The 14,082-nt window shown below is 62.8% G+C and carries 13 protein-coding genes; 9 read left to right on the top strand and 4 right to left on the bottom strand.

What is annotated here, in order from left to right; genetic code table 11:
• The first annotated feature begins 154 nt into the window (after positions 1-154).
• The 6 genes from ACFOGH_RS01315 (at position 155) to lexA (ending at position 4,997) form a co-directional block, all read left to right on the top strand.
• On the top strand, positions 155-742 hold the full coding sequence (locus ACFOGH_RS01315) for an anthranilate synthase component II (protein ID WP_380071252.1): 588 nt from the start codon (positions 155-157) through the stop codon (positions 740-742).
• Entirely contained in the window at positions 739-1,752 is a 1,014-nt protein-coding gene (gene trpD, locus ACFOGH_RS01310; protein WP_380071251.1) for an anthranilate phosphoribosyltransferase, read from the top strand. Before ACFOGH_RS01315 ends, trpD begins: the two co-directional genes overlap by 4 nt.
• A 7-nt stretch (positions 1,753-1,759) precedes the next feature.
• Positions 1,760-2,572: an indole-3-glycerol phosphate synthase TrpC gene (gene trpC / locus ACFOGH_RS01305; RefSeq protein WP_380071250.1), complete on the top strand. Its 813-nt coding sequence runs from the start codon at positions 1,760-1,762 to the stop codon at positions 2,570-2,572.
• Positions 2,569-3,060, top strand: coding sequence for a cyclic pyranopterin monophosphate synthase MoaC (gene moaC / locus ACFOGH_RS01300; protein WP_380071249.1), 492 nt, complete (start codon positions 2,569-2,571; stop codon positions 3,058-3,060). Before trpC ends, moaC begins: the two co-directional genes overlap by 4 nt.
• Entirely contained in the window at positions 3,057-4,232 is a 1,176-nt protein-coding gene (locus ACFOGH_RS01295; RefSeq protein WP_380071248.1) for a molybdopterin molybdotransferase MoeA, read from the top strand. Before moaC ends, ACFOGH_RS01295 begins: the two co-directional genes overlap by 4 nt.
• Positions 4,233-4,310: 78 nt before the next feature.
• Complete coding sequence (gene lexA, locus ACFOGH_RS01290; protein WP_380071247.1) at positions 4,311-4,997, top strand: transcriptional repressor LexA; 687 nt, start codon at positions 4,311-4,313, stop codon at positions 4,995-4,997.
• Here the strand turns inward: lexA and ACFOGH_RS01285 are convergent.
• A complete protein-coding gene (locus ACFOGH_RS01285) occupies positions 4,991-7,108 on the bottom strand; it encodes a ComEC/Rec2 family competence protein (RefSeq protein ID WP_380071246.1) in 2,118 nt (705 codons plus the stop codon). The genes lexA and ACFOGH_RS01285 overlap by 7 nt on opposite strands.
• Before the next feature lie 76 nt (positions 7,109-7,184).
• Between ACFOGH_RS01285 and gltX the strand changes: the two genes are divergently transcribed.
• From gltX to ACFOGH_RS01270, 3 genes are all read left to right on the top strand, one after another.
• Complete coding sequence (gene gltX, locus ACFOGH_RS01280) at positions 7,185-8,585, top strand: glutamate--tRNA ligase (protein WP_380071245.1); 1,401 nt, start codon at positions 7,185-7,187, stop codon at positions 8,583-8,585.
• Between the two features lie 74 nt (positions 8,586-8,659).
• Positions 8,660-9,955 (top strand): citrate synthase, encoded by a 1,296-nt coding sequence (locus ACFOGH_RS01275; RefSeq protein WP_380071244.1) that lies wholly within the window; start codon positions 8,660-8,662, stop codon positions 9,953-9,955.
• Between the two features lie 78 nt (positions 9,956-10,033).
• Positions 10,034-10,756: a heparan-alpha-glucosaminide N-acetyltransferase gene (locus tag ACFOGH_RS01270; RefSeq protein ID WP_380071243.1), complete on the top strand. Its 723-nt coding sequence runs from the start codon at positions 10,034-10,036 to the stop codon at positions 10,754-10,756.
• An 81-nt stretch (positions 10,757-10,837) separates the two neighbouring features.
• On the opposite strand, the gene aguB is transcribed toward ACFOGH_RS01270, so the two are convergent.
• From aguB to ACFOGH_RS01255, 3 genes are all read right to left on the bottom strand, one after another.
• Positions 10,838-11,707, bottom strand: a complete 870-nt coding sequence (gene aguB / locus ACFOGH_RS01265; RefSeq protein ID WP_449248435.1) for an N-carbamoylputrescine amidase — start codon at positions 11,705-11,707, stop codon at positions 10,838-10,840.
• A 54-nt stretch (positions 11,708-11,761) separates the two neighbouring features.
• Positions 11,762-12,841, bottom strand: coding sequence for a DUF2235 domain-containing protein (locus ACFOGH_RS01260; RefSeq protein WP_380073942.1), 1,080 nt, complete (start codon positions 12,839-12,841; stop codon positions 11,762-11,764).
• 76 nt (positions 12,842-12,917) lie between these two features.
• A complete protein-coding gene (locus tag ACFOGH_RS01255) occupies positions 12,918-14,063 on the bottom strand; it encodes a type III PLP-dependent enzyme (RefSeq protein WP_380071241.1) in 1,146 nt (381 codons plus the stop codon).
• Positions 14,064-14,082 lie beyond the last annotated feature (19 nt).

Below are 14,082 nucleotides of genomic sequence, written 5' to 3'. Positions count from 1 at the left end.
GCCACTTGCCCTTGACGCCGCTTTGCCGCTAGGCCCATCTATAGCCGACTGAAAACCAATCCAGAACCGCCCAAGACCCAAGGCCTGCCACCATTGGCCCCTCTATAAACCGAACCGCCGCCACCTTCATCCCCTTTTCCGCCGGACCCTGCACATGCTTCTGCTCATCGACAACTATGACAGCTTTACCTACAACCTTGTGCATTACTTGGGCGAATTGGGCGCGGATGTGCGGGTGGTGCGCAACGATGCCATGTCGGTGCAAGAGGCTTTGGCGCTGCGCCCAGAGCTGATCGTGCTGTCGCCCGGCCCCTGCGATCCGGCGCAGGCGGGCATCTGCATTCCGCTCACAAAAGCCGCCGCAATGGCCGATGTGCCGCTGCTCGGCGTCTGCCTTGGCCATCAAACCATTGGCGAGGCGTTTGGCGGCAAGGTCATCCGTTGCCACGAGATCGTGCATGGCAAGATGGGTGCGATGCACCACAAAGGCCAAGGCATGTTCCGCGACCTGCCCTCACCCTTTGCCGCCACCCGCTATCATTCGCTGGTGGTCGAGAAGGAAAGCCTGCCCGATTGCCTTGAAATCACCGCATGGCTGGAGGATGGCACCATCATGGGGCTGCGCCACCGCGACAAACCGATTGAGGGCGTGCAGTTTCACCCCGAATCCATCGCATCCGAGCATGGTCATCAGTTGCTGAAGAATTTTCTTGATACTGCCCGCGCGCGTGTGCCCGCATGAGCGATATTCTCAAACCGCTGATCGGCATTGCAGCCACTCGTCCCCTCACCCGCGCCGAGGCGGAAGCGGCCTTCGGGGCGCTGTTCGACGGCGCTGCCACCCCGGCGCAAGTCGGCGGCTTCCTGATGGCCCTGCGCGTGCGCGGCGAGACGGTGGATGAATACGCCGCCGCGGCATCGGTGATGCGCGCCAAATGCAACGCCGTGCGTGCGCCCGATGGGGCCATCGACATCGTTGGCACCGGCGGTGATGGCAAGGGCACGCTGAACATCTCGACCGCCACCGCCTTTGTCGTGGCAGGCGCGGGCGTGGTGGTCGCCAAACACGGCAACCGCAACCTGTCGTCGAAATCCGGCGCCGCCGATGCGCTGACCGAGATGGGGCTGAACGTCATGGTCGGCCCCGAAGTGGTGGAACGCTGCCTGAACGACGCGGGCATAGGCTTCATGATGGCGCCCATGCACCACCCCGCGACCCGCCACGTCATGCCGGTGCGGGCCGAGTTGGGCACGCGCACGATCTTCAACATCCTCGGACCGCTGACCAATCCCGCTGGGGTGAAACGGCAACTGACGGGCGCATTTTCGCCCGCCCTGATCCGCCCGATGGCAGAAACCCTGCTGGCTTTGGGCGCCGAAAAGGCATGGCTGGTGCATGGCGGCGACGGCTCCGACGAAATCTCCATCGCCGCCCCCACCGCCGTCGCAGCCTTGGAAAATGGCGCGGTGCGCGAGTTTACCCTGCACCCCGAAGACGCGGGCCTGCCGGTCTATCCGTTTGAGGCGATCCAGGGCGGCACCCCCGCCGAGAACGCCGTGGCCTTCCGAGCGCTGCTGGATGGCGCGAAAGGCGGATTCCGCGATGCCGTGCTGCTCAACGCGGCCGCCGCCCTGCTCGTGGCCGACAAAGCCGCCAGTTTGCGCGAAGGCGTCGAGATGGCGCAGGCCTCTATCGACTCCGGTGCCGCGCGCGGCAAAATCGAGGCGCTGAAGCGTCTGACCAATCAATAGGACGCTCATGACCACCATTCTTGACCGCATCAAAGCCTACAAGCTTGAAGAAATCGCCGCGCGCAAGGCGCAGATGGCGCTGGCCGATCTGGAACAAGCCGCCCGCGCCGCCCCGCCCCCGCGCGGCTTTGCCAAGGCGCTGTCGGATGCCACCCTGTCAGGCTATGGCCTGATCGCCGAAATCAAGAAAGCCAGCCCCTCCAAAGGCTTGATCCGCGCCGACTTCCACCCGACCGAACTTGCACAGGCGTACGAATCAGGCGGTGCCACCTGTCTTTCGGTGCTGACCGACACCCCCAGCTTTCAGGGCAAGGACACTTTTCTGACCGAGGCTTCGCAGGCCACGACCCTGCCCTGCCTGCGCAAGGATTTCCTTTATGACACCTATCAGGTCGTCGAAGCCCGCGCCTTGCACGCCGATTGCATCCTGATAATCTTGGCTTCCCTCACCGATGCGCAGGCCGCCGAACTTGAGGCCGCCGCGTTTGAACTCGGCATGGATGTGCTGCTGGAAGTGCACGACCGCGCCGAGTTGGACCGCGCCTGCCTGTTGAAATCGCCGCTGATGGGCATCAACAACCGCAACCTGCATACGTTTGATGTGACGCTGCAAACCACCCGCGATCTGGCCCGCCACGTTCCCGAAGACCGCCTGATCGTGTCGGAATCCGGCCTGTTCACCCCTGCCGATCTGGCGGATGTTGCGGCCTATGGCGCGCGCTGCTTCCTGATCGGCGAGGCGCTGATGCGGCAAGACGATGTGGCCGAAGCCACCCGCGCCATCCTCGCCAAACCCCTGTCGTCCGAGGCCGGGGCATGAGCCATCCCGAATCTGGCCTGACGCATTTCGACGATCAGGGCCGCGCCCATATGGTCGATGTCTCGGACAAACCCTTCACCGCGCGCATCGCCGTGGCACGCGGGGCGGTGAAGATGTCTGCCGAAACCTTGGCGCTGATCACCGAAGGCCGCGCGAAAAAGGGCGATGTGCTGGGTGTGGCAAGGCTGGCGGGCATCATGGCGGCCAAGAAAACCGCCGATCTGATTCCGCTGTGCCATCCGCTGCCGATCACCAAAGTCGCGCTCGATCTGACCGTCGATCCCACCCTGCCGGGCATCGTGGTCGAAGCTACCGTCAAGACCGGCGGCCAGACCGGGGTTGAGATGGAGGCGCTGACGGCAGTCTCTGTCGCCTGTCTTACGATCTACGACATGGTGAAGGCGGTTGAAAAATCCATGTCGATCGAAGGCATCCATCTGATCCTGAAAGATGGCGGTAAATCAGGTCGTTACGAGACAAAGCTATGATATCGGTTCAAGAGGCCCTTCGCCGTTGCCTCGCGCTTGCACACCCCACTGGCACCGAAACCCTGCCGCTGCGTCGCGCCTTTGGCCGTGTCATGGCAGCCCCCGCCACCGCGCAAATCACCCAGCCCCCCTTCGCTGCCTCAGCCATGGATGGCTACGCGGTGGGCCGTGTGGCATCGGCTGGCGACAGCTTTGACGTGATCGGCGAGGCCGGTGCGGGTCATGCCTATCAGGGCATCCTTGCCGCGACCCAAGCCGTCCGCATCTTCACCGGCGCACCGCTGCCCGCAGGCGCCGTCAGTGTGGTGATCCAAGAGGAAATCGCCCGCGACGGCGACCGCATCACCCTGCGCACGGCCGCCGCTGAGGGCGACAATATTCGCCCGCGCGGGCAAGATTTCGTGCAAGGCCAAACCCTGTCGCCCCGCCAGCTCCGCCCCAATGATCTCGCCTTGTTGGCCGCGATGAACGTGGCCGAGGTTTGCGTCCACCGCCGCCCCGTCGTCGCCCTGATGGCCTCGGGCGACGAATTGGTGATGCCGGGAGAGACCCCCGGCCCCGACCAGATCATCGCGTCGAACACCTTCGCCCTCGCCGCCATGGTCGAAGCGGCGGGCGGCGAGGCCCGTGTGCTGCCGATTGCGCGCGATACCGAGGCGAGCCTGCGCACGGTGTTTGCGCTGACCGAAGGCGCCGATCTGATCGTGACCATCGGTGGCGCATCTGTCGGTGATCACGATCTGGTCGGCAAAGTCGCCAGCGACCTTGGCCTTGACCGCGCCTTCTGGCAAATCGCCATGCGCCCCGGCAAGCCGCTGATGGCCGGGAAAGTGCTGGGAATCCCGATGCTTGGCCTGCCCGGCAATCCGGTCTCGGCGATCGTTTGCGGCCATCTGTTCATGGTGCCGTTGCTGAAGGCGATGCAGGCGCTGCCGCCCGAACCCACCGTGCTGCGCGCCCGGCTTGGCGCGGATGTCGCTGCGAATGGCCCGCGCGATCACTACATGCGCGCCCGGCTTGGTGTGGAGGCTGGCCAGCCCACCATCACCGCCTTTGCGCGGCAAGACTCCGCCCTGCTCACCATTCTGACCGAGGCCAACGCTCTGCTGATCCGCCCGAAAGACGACGGCCCGCGCGCGGCGGGCGAGATAGTGGATTACATCGCCTTGTAACGAAATGGCGCAAAGCACTTGACACAAAGCAAGAACGCGGGCAGAACATAGCAACAACACCTGCATGAAGGTTGGGCAATGCTGACGCGCAAGCAACTGGAACTTCTGGATTTCATCAAGACCCGCATGGATAAGGATGGTGTTCCGCCGTCCTTCGATGAAATGAAGGATGCGCTGGACCTGCGCTCGAAATCCGGCATCCACCGCCTGATCACCGCTTTGGAAGAACGCGGCTTTATCCGCCGTCTGGCGCACCGCGCCCGCGCGTTGGAAATCGTGAAACTGCCCGATGCGATGGAGAAACCCGGCTTCTCGCCCAAGGTCATCAAAGGTGACAAGGTCGATCCCCCGCGCGACGCGATGCCGATTGCTGCGGTTTACGCGATGGAACTGCCGGTGATGGGCCGCATCGCTGCCGGTGTGCCGATTGAAGCGATTTCGCATATCTCGCACCATGTCGCGGTGCCGGGGTCGATGCTGTCGGGCAACGGCCAGCACTATGCGCTGGAAGTCAAAGGCGATTCGATGATCGAGGCGGGGATCAACGATGGTGACATCGTGGTGATCCGCGAACAGAACACTGCTGAGAACGGCGATATCGTCGTGGCCTTGGTGGAAGATGCCGAAGCCACGCTGAAGCGCTTCCGCCGCCGTGGCAGCATGATCGCACTCGAGGCTGCTAACCCCGCCTATGAAACCCGCGTGTTCCCCGATCACATGGTCAAGGTGCAGGGTCGCCTTGTCGGCCTGATCCGCAGCTATTGACGTGCCAGTGTCTCGGCGGGTTTGCGCAAGGTCTGCGCAGGCCAGATCGGGTTGCCTGACATCCATATCCTCGCTGCGGCGCGGGTGGGCGTGATCGTCAGTTGATCGCCGTTGAAGTCAAGCGCCAGCGCCCCCGTCTGATCCAACATGCGCCGATCAATCACCACGCAACCTTTGGGCGCAGGCTGAACGGGCGCGATGGCTGCCGGCATCACCACCAGATCAGCGCCCGCACAGGCCGTTGGCAAAACTGCGCTCGCAGCTTTGCCGCTTAGCGCCACGCCGCGCCAATCCCCGATGACAAAACTGCGTGCGCCCTTCGGCCCGGTGAAGCCAACGCGCGCATTGGCCTCGGTCTGCAAGGCCAGATCGCCATCGTCTTGCAGCCAGGATGACGCGGCAAACCCCGCGCCGCGCGCCACCGACAGCGCCCGCCCGCCCTCGCCCATCAGGCCCACCAACGCACCATCCGCCGAAATCAGCAACGCCGGACGCCCCGGCATCATCCATAATCCCAGCGCCACCACCATCGGTGCCAGCGCCACCCATCTCACCCGCCCCTGCCATAGAATCGCCCAAGCCCCCGCCAGCGTGATCAGCGGCATCACCCAAGGCCCCGGCTGCACAATCGGCGTCACCGCCCCCTCCAGCCCCGCAACCCAATGGGCAATAAACAAAATCCAACGCCCCGCCTGCTCCATCACCCACAGCGCCGGGCCAGACAGGCCCACCGGAGCCAGCAGCGCCGCCATCGCCCCCGCCGCCATCAGTACCGACATCATCGGCACCGTCAGCACATTGGCAAGCAAGCCATAGTCGGTGAACCGATTGAACGTCGCCGCCGCAAAAGGCGCCGTCGCAGCCCCCGCCAGAACCGAGGTCAGCACCAGTGTAAACACCGGCATCAGCCAGCGCGGCAGCCTTTCGCGCAAGATCTGCCGGTCAAGCGCCCCGAATCCCGCGATCAGCACCACCGTGGCGGCGAAGGATAGCTGAAACCCCGGCTCCAACAGGCTTTCCGGCTGCGCCAACAGCAAGATCACCGCCGCCAGCGCCACCGAGCGCATACTCAGTCCCCGCCTGTCACACAGCACCGCGCCCAGCATCACGCAGACCATCAGAAACGCCCGCACCGTCGCCACATTCGCGCCCGACAGCAGCAGATAAAACAACGCCACCGCAAAAGCCGCCACCGCCGCCACCTTTTTGGTATTCACCCGCAGCGCCACGGGCGGGATCAGCGCCAGCCCATAACGCACCAGCGCAAATACGAACGCCGTGATGAAGGCCATGTTCATCCCCGAAATCGCCAGCAAATGCGCCAGGTTCGAATCGCGCAACGCCTGCACCGTATCCAGCGAAATCGCCGAACGGTCGCCGGTCATTGCACCCGTCGCAAACGCCCCCGCCTCACTCGGCACTTCGGCCAGCATCGCGCGGGTCAGATCGCTGCGCAGGCGGTTGATGTATTGCGTGCCCGGCGCAGCCTCGGACCACAGCAGCACCGGACTGCGGCTGTAGCCCACCGCGCCCAGTTGCTGAAAATACGCCATGCGGCGAAAGTCGAATCCCCCCGGCTCGGCCGGGCCATCGGGGGCGGCAAGATAGGCCGTCAGCAGCACGACCTGCCCCGGATCAAAGCGAACATCCTTTCCATGCAGGGAAATCCGCACATTCACCGGCGTTTGCGCCGGCGGAACATCCTGCAACACCACCTGATCCAGCGTGATGCGCAACGCATCGGATTGCGAGCGGTCAATATTGATCACCCGGCCTTGAACGGCACCATAAAACCGCCCCTCCAGCATCGGGGCGGCCACCAGATGCGCGCGAAGGCCTGCCGCCAGCATCCCCATCAGCACGCAAGCCAGCATCACGAACACCGGATGCCACAGCTCTGCCCCCCAGCGATGCAGTGCCGCCAGCGCCAGAACAGCCGCCCCACAGGCCACGTAGAACGGCAGTTCCGGCTCAAACGGCAGCGCAAACCACAGCCCGATGCCGCAGCCGAGGAACACCGGCACCCAAGGAAACAGCAACCCGCGCGCCTCTGCCAGCACATGCAGCGGCCACAGCGCCCGGCTGAGAACATCGTCCCTGGCCTCCGCCACCTTGTTTTGCCCCCCGCATTTGCCTAAAGCTGCCGCGATCCTACTTCCGTTCAGGTTTCCGAAAGGTTAACGCCAGATGTCCCGCCCAGTTGTCACCCGCTTTGCCCCCTCGCCCACCGGCTATCTGCACATCGGCGGCGGACGCACGGCGCTGTTCAACTGGCTTTACGCGCGTGGGCGCGGCGGCAAGTTCCTGCTGCGGATTGAGGACACCGACCGCGAACGCTCCACCCCCGAGGCGACCGCCGCCATCCTGCGTGGCCTGACCTGGCTTGGCCTCGATTGGGACGGCGAAGTGGTCAGCCAGTTCGAGCGTAAGGACCGCCACGCCGAAGTGGCCTATGCAATGCTGGCGCGCGGCACCGCCTATAAGTGCTTCAGCACGCAGGAAGAAATCGCAGCTTTCCGCGCCGAGGCCGAGGCACGCGGCAGCTACGCCCTGTTCCAAAGCCCGTGGCGTGATGTTGATCCCGCCGACTATCCTGATGCGCCCTTCGTGATCCGCATGAAGGCTCCGCGCACCGGCGAGACGGTGATCGAAGATACCGTGCAGGGCCGCGTGGTGATCCAGAATTCGACGCTGGATGATATGATTTGTTTACGTTCTGATGGCACACCCACCTATATGTTGGCCGTGGTTGTCGACGATCACGACATGGGTGTCACCCATGTCATTCGGGGGGATGACCATCTGAACAACGCCGCCCGCCAGCAAATGATCTATGATGCGATGGGCTGGGAGATCCCGGTTTGGGCGCATATCCCGCTGATCCACGGCCCCGATGGCAAAAAGCTGTCGAAACGCCATGGCGCGACGGGGGTCGAGGAATATCAGGCAATGGGCTATCCTGCCGCCGGAATGCGCAACTATCTGACCCGTCTGGGCTGGGCGCATGGCGATGCCGAAATCTTCACCACGGCCGAGGCCTTGCAGATGTTTGATCTGGATGGCATCGGGCGCGCACCTGCGCGGCTGGATTTCAAAAAGCTGGAAAACACCTGCGGCCATCACATTGCCATGGCCGACGATGCTGCACTGCTGCATGAAGTGATCGCCTATCTTGCCGCCGCGGGCAAACCCGCCCTGACAAATACGCAGACTGCTCTGCTCAAATCTGCACTATACTGTGTGAAAGACCGCGCGAAGACCTTCCCGGAACTGCTTGAAAAGGCTCACTTTGCTTTGATATCGCGACCCGTGGTTGCGGATGAGGCTTCGGCCAAATCGCTGGATGCGGTATCCCGTGGTATACTGAAAACATTGACGCCGCAGTTGCAAAATGTTAGCTGGACAAAGGACGCGTTGGAGCCGATCCTGACCCAAGTTGCCGCAGAAAACGGGATCGGTTTTGGCAAGCTTGCCAGCCCCCTGCGCGCGGCCTTGGCGGGGCGCTCTGCCACGCCAAGCGTATATGACATGATGCTGGTCATCGGTCAGCAAGAGACGATAGCCCGGCTGGAGGATGCGGCGGCGTAAAGCAGCCCTTCACGGCCGAACCGGAACGCAAGGCCACCCTCTGCCGTAGGGTGGCTGTTATTGGGGGACGAAAGATGGCCGAACAGACCAAGACTGCCACGCTAAGCCTTGACGGAAAATCCTACGACTTTCCGGTATATTCGCCGACGCTCGGGCCGGATGTCGTCGACATTCGCAAGCTTTACGATCAGGCGGATGTGTTCACCTTTGACCCCGGCTTTACCTCGACCGCCGCTTGCGAAAGTGCGATCACCTATATCGACGGCGACAAGGGCGAGCTTTTGCACCGCGGCTACCCGATCGAGCAACTCGCGAACAAATCGTCTTACCTCGAAATGTGCTATCTGCTGCTGTATGGTGAGCTTCCGAATGCGTCGCAGCTGTCGGATTTCGAGGGCCGCGTGACCCGGCACACCATGGTGCATGAACAGATGCACAACTTCTTCCGTGGTTTCCGCCGCGACGCGCATCCGATGGCCACCATGGTGGGTGTGGTTGGCGCAATGTCGGCTTTCTACCATGACAGCTTGGACATCAATGACGAATGGCAGCGCGAAGTGGCCGCCATCCGCATGGTCGCCAAACTGCCGACGATCGCGGCGATGGCCTACAAATACTCCATCGGCCAACCCTTTGTTTATCCGAAGAATTCTTTGTCCTACGCGGGCAATTTCCTGAATATGTGTTTCGCGGTTCCTGCCGAGGAATATCACGTCAACCCGATCCTCGCCAAAGCGATGGACCGGATCATGATGCTGCACGCCGATCACGAACAGAATGCCTCGACCTCAACCGTGCGTCTGGCGGGCTCGTCTGGTGCCAATCCGTTTGCCTGCATCGCGGCAGGCATCGCCTGCCTGTGGGGTCCGGCCCATGGCGGCGCCAACCAGGCCTGCCTTGAAATGCTGCGCGAAATCGGCACGGTAGACCGCATCCCGGAATACATCGCCAAGGCCAAGGACAAGAACTCGGGCTTCCGCCTGATGGGCTTTGGCCACCGCGTCTATAAAAACTTCGATCCCCGCGCGACGGTGATGAAGGAATCGGCGGATGAGGTGCTGGATCTGCTCGGCATCCACAACAACCCGACCCTGCAAGTCGCCAAGGAACTGGAACGGATTGCCCTCTCGGATGACTATTTCATCTCGAAAAAGCTCTACCCCAATGTCGATTTCTATTCCGGCATCATCCTTGATGCGATGGGCTTCCCGACATCGATGTTCACGCCGATCTTCGCGATCTCGCGCACCGTCGGCTGGATCGCGCAGTGGAAAGAGATGATCGCCGAGAAGAACCAGAAAATCGGCCGCCCGCGTCAGTTGTATGTCGGTGAAAAGCAACGCGATTACGTTGATGTGAAGCATCGCTAATTCATGAAAGGGCGGCGTTGAGCCGCCCTTGCCACTTTCCGGGCAACCTGCGACTCTCGCGCCAAACCCGAGGGGCCCATGCCGCAAACCACCCGTATCCCATTGATTGATCTGGCCCGCACCGCCGCCCTGTTGGGCATGGTTGCCTTCCATTTCAGCTATGATCTGCTGATGTTTGGCCTGATCCCCTATAACTACGCCTATACGCCAACCTTCTACTACCACGCCCGCATCGTGGCGGGAACGTTCCTGCTGCTGTCGGGCCTGGGTCTCTGGCTTTCACATGGAGCGGGCATCCGCTGGCCCGCATTCTGGCGTCGCTTTGCCAAGATCGCCGGGGCGGCAGCCTTGGTCAGCGTCGCGACCCGTATCGCCATGCCGGAGTTTTACGTCTATTTCGGTATCCTGCACGCCATAGCGCTTTACAGCCTGCTCGGCCTTTTGGCACTGCGCCTGCCCGCCATCGTCACCGCCGCCCTCGCCGCCGTATTCGTTTATGGCAGCTATCACTGGCACACCGAAGCCTTGAACGCCCCGCTGCTGCGCTTCGTAGGCCTCGCTCTCGACCCCGCCACCACGATGGATTTCGAGCCGATCTTTCCGTGGTTCGGCGCAGTTCTGGCCGGGATCGCCTTGGGCAAACTCGGCAGCCAGACCGGGCTATGGGCCCGCCTTGTCGGCAAACCGACCGGCAAATGGGTGCAAATCGCAAGCTGGCCCGGCCAGCACAGCCTGCTGATCTACCTGATCCACCAGCCGATTCTCATGGGCCTCGTCTGGCTTTACAGCCAACTGGCCTAGCCCAAGCTTCCGACTTCATCTTGGCAAAAATACTCCCGCGCGGAGCGCATCCGACATCAGCCGCCCGGCTACGGCGGCAGATCAGCGCCCATCCATCCCCGTCACCGCACCATAAGTCTCAGGCCGCCGATCCCGGAACAACCCCCACGAGGCGCGCAAATCCGCAATCGCATCCAGATCAAAGCTGCCCACCAGCACCTCCTCGGCATCGCGCCCCGCCTTGGCCACCAGTTGCCCGGTGTGATCGGAAATGAAGCTCGAGCCATAGAACGTCACATCCCGCCCCCCCGGCGCCACCTCGCGCCCGATCCGGTTTGACGCGATCACCGGCATGATGTTGCTGCCCGCATGGCCACGCATACAGATTTCCCAATGCGGCTGGCTGTCATAGCCGGGAGCTGGCGGTTCCGAGCCGATCGCAGTGGGGTAAAGCAACATCTCGGCCCCCATCAGCGCCATCGAGCGCGCGCATTCCGGGAACCACTGATCCCAGCAAATGCCGACGCCAATCTTGCCAACCGCGGTTTCCCACACCTTGTAGCCGGTATCACCGGGAGAGAAGTAGAACTTCTCCTCATAGCCCGGCCCCTGCGGAATATGGCTTTTGCGGTAATTGCCCAAGACGCGCCCGCCCGCATCAATCATCGCCACCGAATTGAAAAATGCCTGCCCGGCCTTTTCAAAATACGAACACGGCAACACCACGCCCAATTCGCGCGCCAGATCGGCAAACCGCGCGATCAGCGGGTTGCCCCGCATCGGCGCGGCCAGCGCGAAATACTGTGGCAGTTGTTCAATGCAGAAATACGGCGCCGCAAAAAGCTCTTGAATCAGAACCACTTGCGCGCCTTTGGCAGCGGCTTGCCGGATCAGCGCCTCAGCGCGGTCCAGATTGGCGGGCAAATCCCAAGAACAGGCGAATTGCGTGGCGGCGACGGTGACAGTGCGCATCAAAATCTCCTTTTCGCCGAAGCTATTTGATCAAACCCGGCAAGGAAAGCCCGATCAGCGCCCGCGTGGCAGCGGCCAGAACAACCAGCCCGCACGACGGCCCTGCTGCACCGAAGGATGAACATGCTCGGACGCATCGCGCCCCACCACCCGCCTGCGGCGCAGCAGAAACCACAGCCCCCAACCGCGCATCGTGCCCACCATCGGCGCTTTCGGATCACAGGGATATCGCGCGCGCCAGCCCTCGGGCAGCGCCAGACCCACCCGTTCGGCCTGCTCCAGCATCCAGACCAGCGGGATATTCGCCAACGGCCGCGCCGTCGGATCATTGCCGATCATGCCGCCAATATCGCCATGCGCACCGCGAAACCACATTTGCTGCACATCGCCCTGCCAACCCGGCGGGCATTCCCACAGCACCGGCTCGAACACCGCGCGGGTCTCATGCAAGGCCAGCGCGTGAAAGCCGTGCTGGATCGAGGCGCCAAGCCGGTGATTGTGAAACTGATGCTGTTGTTCCGTCAGCATCCACAGCAGCGGCAACCGCAGGCCCAAGGCCTTGACGGTATCAAACACCCCCACCATCTGAATCGGCGCGTGCAGATGGCAGAACCGATGCGAGAACGCCGCACTCGCCGCAGGGTGGCTGTCGTGGCGATAGTGCCGGTAGGCCAGCGTCACCCCGCGCTCGGTGGCATGTTCGCGCTTCAAAAGCCCCACCCGGTCGATCACCCCGGCCAAGGATCGCACCGCAAAGGCCCCGCGCGAATAGCCGATCAGATAAATCCGGTCGCCCTCGCGGTAATGGCTGGCCAGCCAGCCATAGGCCCGCCGGATCTGGCTGTTGATGCCGCGCCCCTGCACAAGGTTCATCCCCTTGCGCCAGCCCTGCCATTGCAGCCCCGGCTCGTAATACACCGTGCGCTGCGCCGAGCGGCCTTGCGCGGTCAGCAGCTTGTAGATCAGGCCGCAGTTGCCCTCTTGCCCCGGCTCCAGCGTCGACAGCGTGCCGTCCAGAATGATCACATGGTCAACCACACCCCGCTTGCGCCCCGGCGGCGGTGGCGCTGCGGTTTCGGTTTCCACGGTCGGCTGACCGCGCCACCACTGCTTGATCCGGCTGAACAGCGACAGCGCCGCCTCCTGCAAACAAAAACGCTCTTGGCAAGTTTCCCTGCCAAGAGCGTAGGTTAACCAGATTACGGTGAAGTTAAAGCTTTTGTGACAGCACCGTCACCATGCCCAACTCGCCAAAGCCGTTGAAGCGGCTGTTGGTCACGGTCGAATAGGCCCCCATGCCATGCACGATGACATAATCGCCCTCGGCAATATCGGCCGGGAACGGCACGTCACCCGGCAGACGGTCCACCGAATCGCAGGTCGGGCCAAAGCAGATCCGCGGCAGGATCGCCCCGGTGCGGCGCACGCCTTCGGGCGAGATCACTTCGATCCGGTCAATGATGCCGATCTGGCCCAACTCAAACAGCGAGCCATAGACGCCATCGTTCAGGAACACATGCATGTCGTCGCGCACAGCCTTGACGCGCGCCGCCAGTGTGAACGCATCGCCACACATCGCACGCCCCGGCTCACACACCAGCGCCGGACGCTCAGCACCGAAAGCTTCGGTCGCCACACGGTCGATGGTGGCAAAGGTCGCATCCAGTTGCGGCTCCACGCCCACGGCGCGGTGGTTCGGGAAACCGCCACCGACGTTCAGCCGCGCGATCTTGACACCGGCGCGCTTGGCGATCACCGCCGCTTCGCGGATATACGACGCCCAGGCCGCAGGATCGGTGCATTGCGTGCCGGGGTGGAAGGTGATCGAGGCGATAAAGCCCGCCGCCGCCACTTCCTTCAGCAGTTCAACCGCCACTTCCTCGGTCGCGCCGAACTTGGCACCGAAGTTATAGGCAGCCCCCGCCACCGGCAGCTTGAAGCGCACCGAGATTTCGCAGTTCTCAACCGGAACCATCTCGATCAGCTTGGCCAATTCGCTGTGCGAATCCACCGAGTAGGATTTTACGTTGCGCGCAACCGAATGTGCGATCTCGGTCCGCGAGCGCACCGGGTTGTTGTAATGGATCGCCGCATCCGGGGCCAAGCGCCGGATCAGATCAATCTCGAACGGCGAGGCACAGTCAAAGCCCTTCACGCCCGCGGCGATCAGGTTCTCGATCACTTCCTCACCGGGGTTCGATTTGACCGCATAGGTCACAAGCCCCGGAAATCCATCAAGAAATTTACGGGCAACCGATTGGACGGCCTGCGGTGCAAAAAACAGCACCGGATTCTCCGGCTGCTGATTGCGCAGATATTCGGTCGGATTGGTCCAGATTGTTTTGGACAGTCCCATCGGCGTATTCCTTTCTGCC

It is taken from the genome of Cypionkella sinensis (genome assembly GCF_042646385.1).
GTDB classification, from domain to species: domain Bacteria; phylum Pseudomonadota; class Alphaproteobacteria; order Rhodobacterales; family Rhodobacteraceae; genus Cypionkella; species Cypionkella sinensis.
The sequence above is the reverse complement of the archived record's forward strand: the minus strand, read 5'-3'. Positions and strand labels throughout refer to the sequence as shown.

Coding starts and splice junctions, on each gene's coding strand:
- moaC (WP_380071249.1), top strand. CDS start 2,569: ATGAGCCATCCCGAATCTGGCCTGACGCATTTCGACGATCAGGGCCGC.
- lexA (WP_380071247.1), top strand. CDS start 4,311: ATGCTGACGCGCAAGCAACTGGAACTTCTGGATTTCATCAAGACCCGC.
- aguB (WP_449248435.1), bottom strand. CDS start 11,707: ATGCGCACTGTCACCGTCGCCGCCACGCAATTCGCCTGTTCTTGGGAT.
- trpC (WP_380071250.1), top strand. CDS start 1,760: ATGACCACCATTCTTGACCGCATCAAAGCCTACAAGCTTGAAGAAATC.
- ACFOGH_RS01255 (WP_380071241.1), bottom strand. CDS start 14,063: ATGGGACTGTCCAAAACAATCTGGACCAATCCGACCGAATATCTGCGC.
- gltX (WP_380071245.1), top strand. CDS start 7,185: ATGTCCCGCCCAGTTGTCACCCGCTTTGCCCCCTCGCCCACCGGCTAT.
- ACFOGH_RS01315 (WP_380071252.1), top strand. CDS start 155: ATGCTTCTGCTCATCGACAACTATGACAGCTTTACCTACAACCTTGTG.
- trpD (WP_380071251.1), top strand. CDS start 739: ATGAGCGATATTCTCAAACCGCTGATCGGCATTGCAGCCACTCGTCCC.
- ACFOGH_RS01270 (WP_380071243.1), top strand. CDS start 10,034: ATGCCGCAAACCACCCGTATCCCATTGATTGATCTGGCCCGCACCGCC.
- ACFOGH_RS01295 (WP_380071248.1), top strand. CDS start 3,057: ATGATATCGGTTCAAGAGGCCCTTCGCCGTTGCCTCGCGCTTGCACAC.
- ACFOGH_RS01275 (WP_380071244.1), top strand. CDS start 8,660: ATGGCCGAACAGACCAAGACTGCCACGCTAAGCCTTGACGGAAAATCC.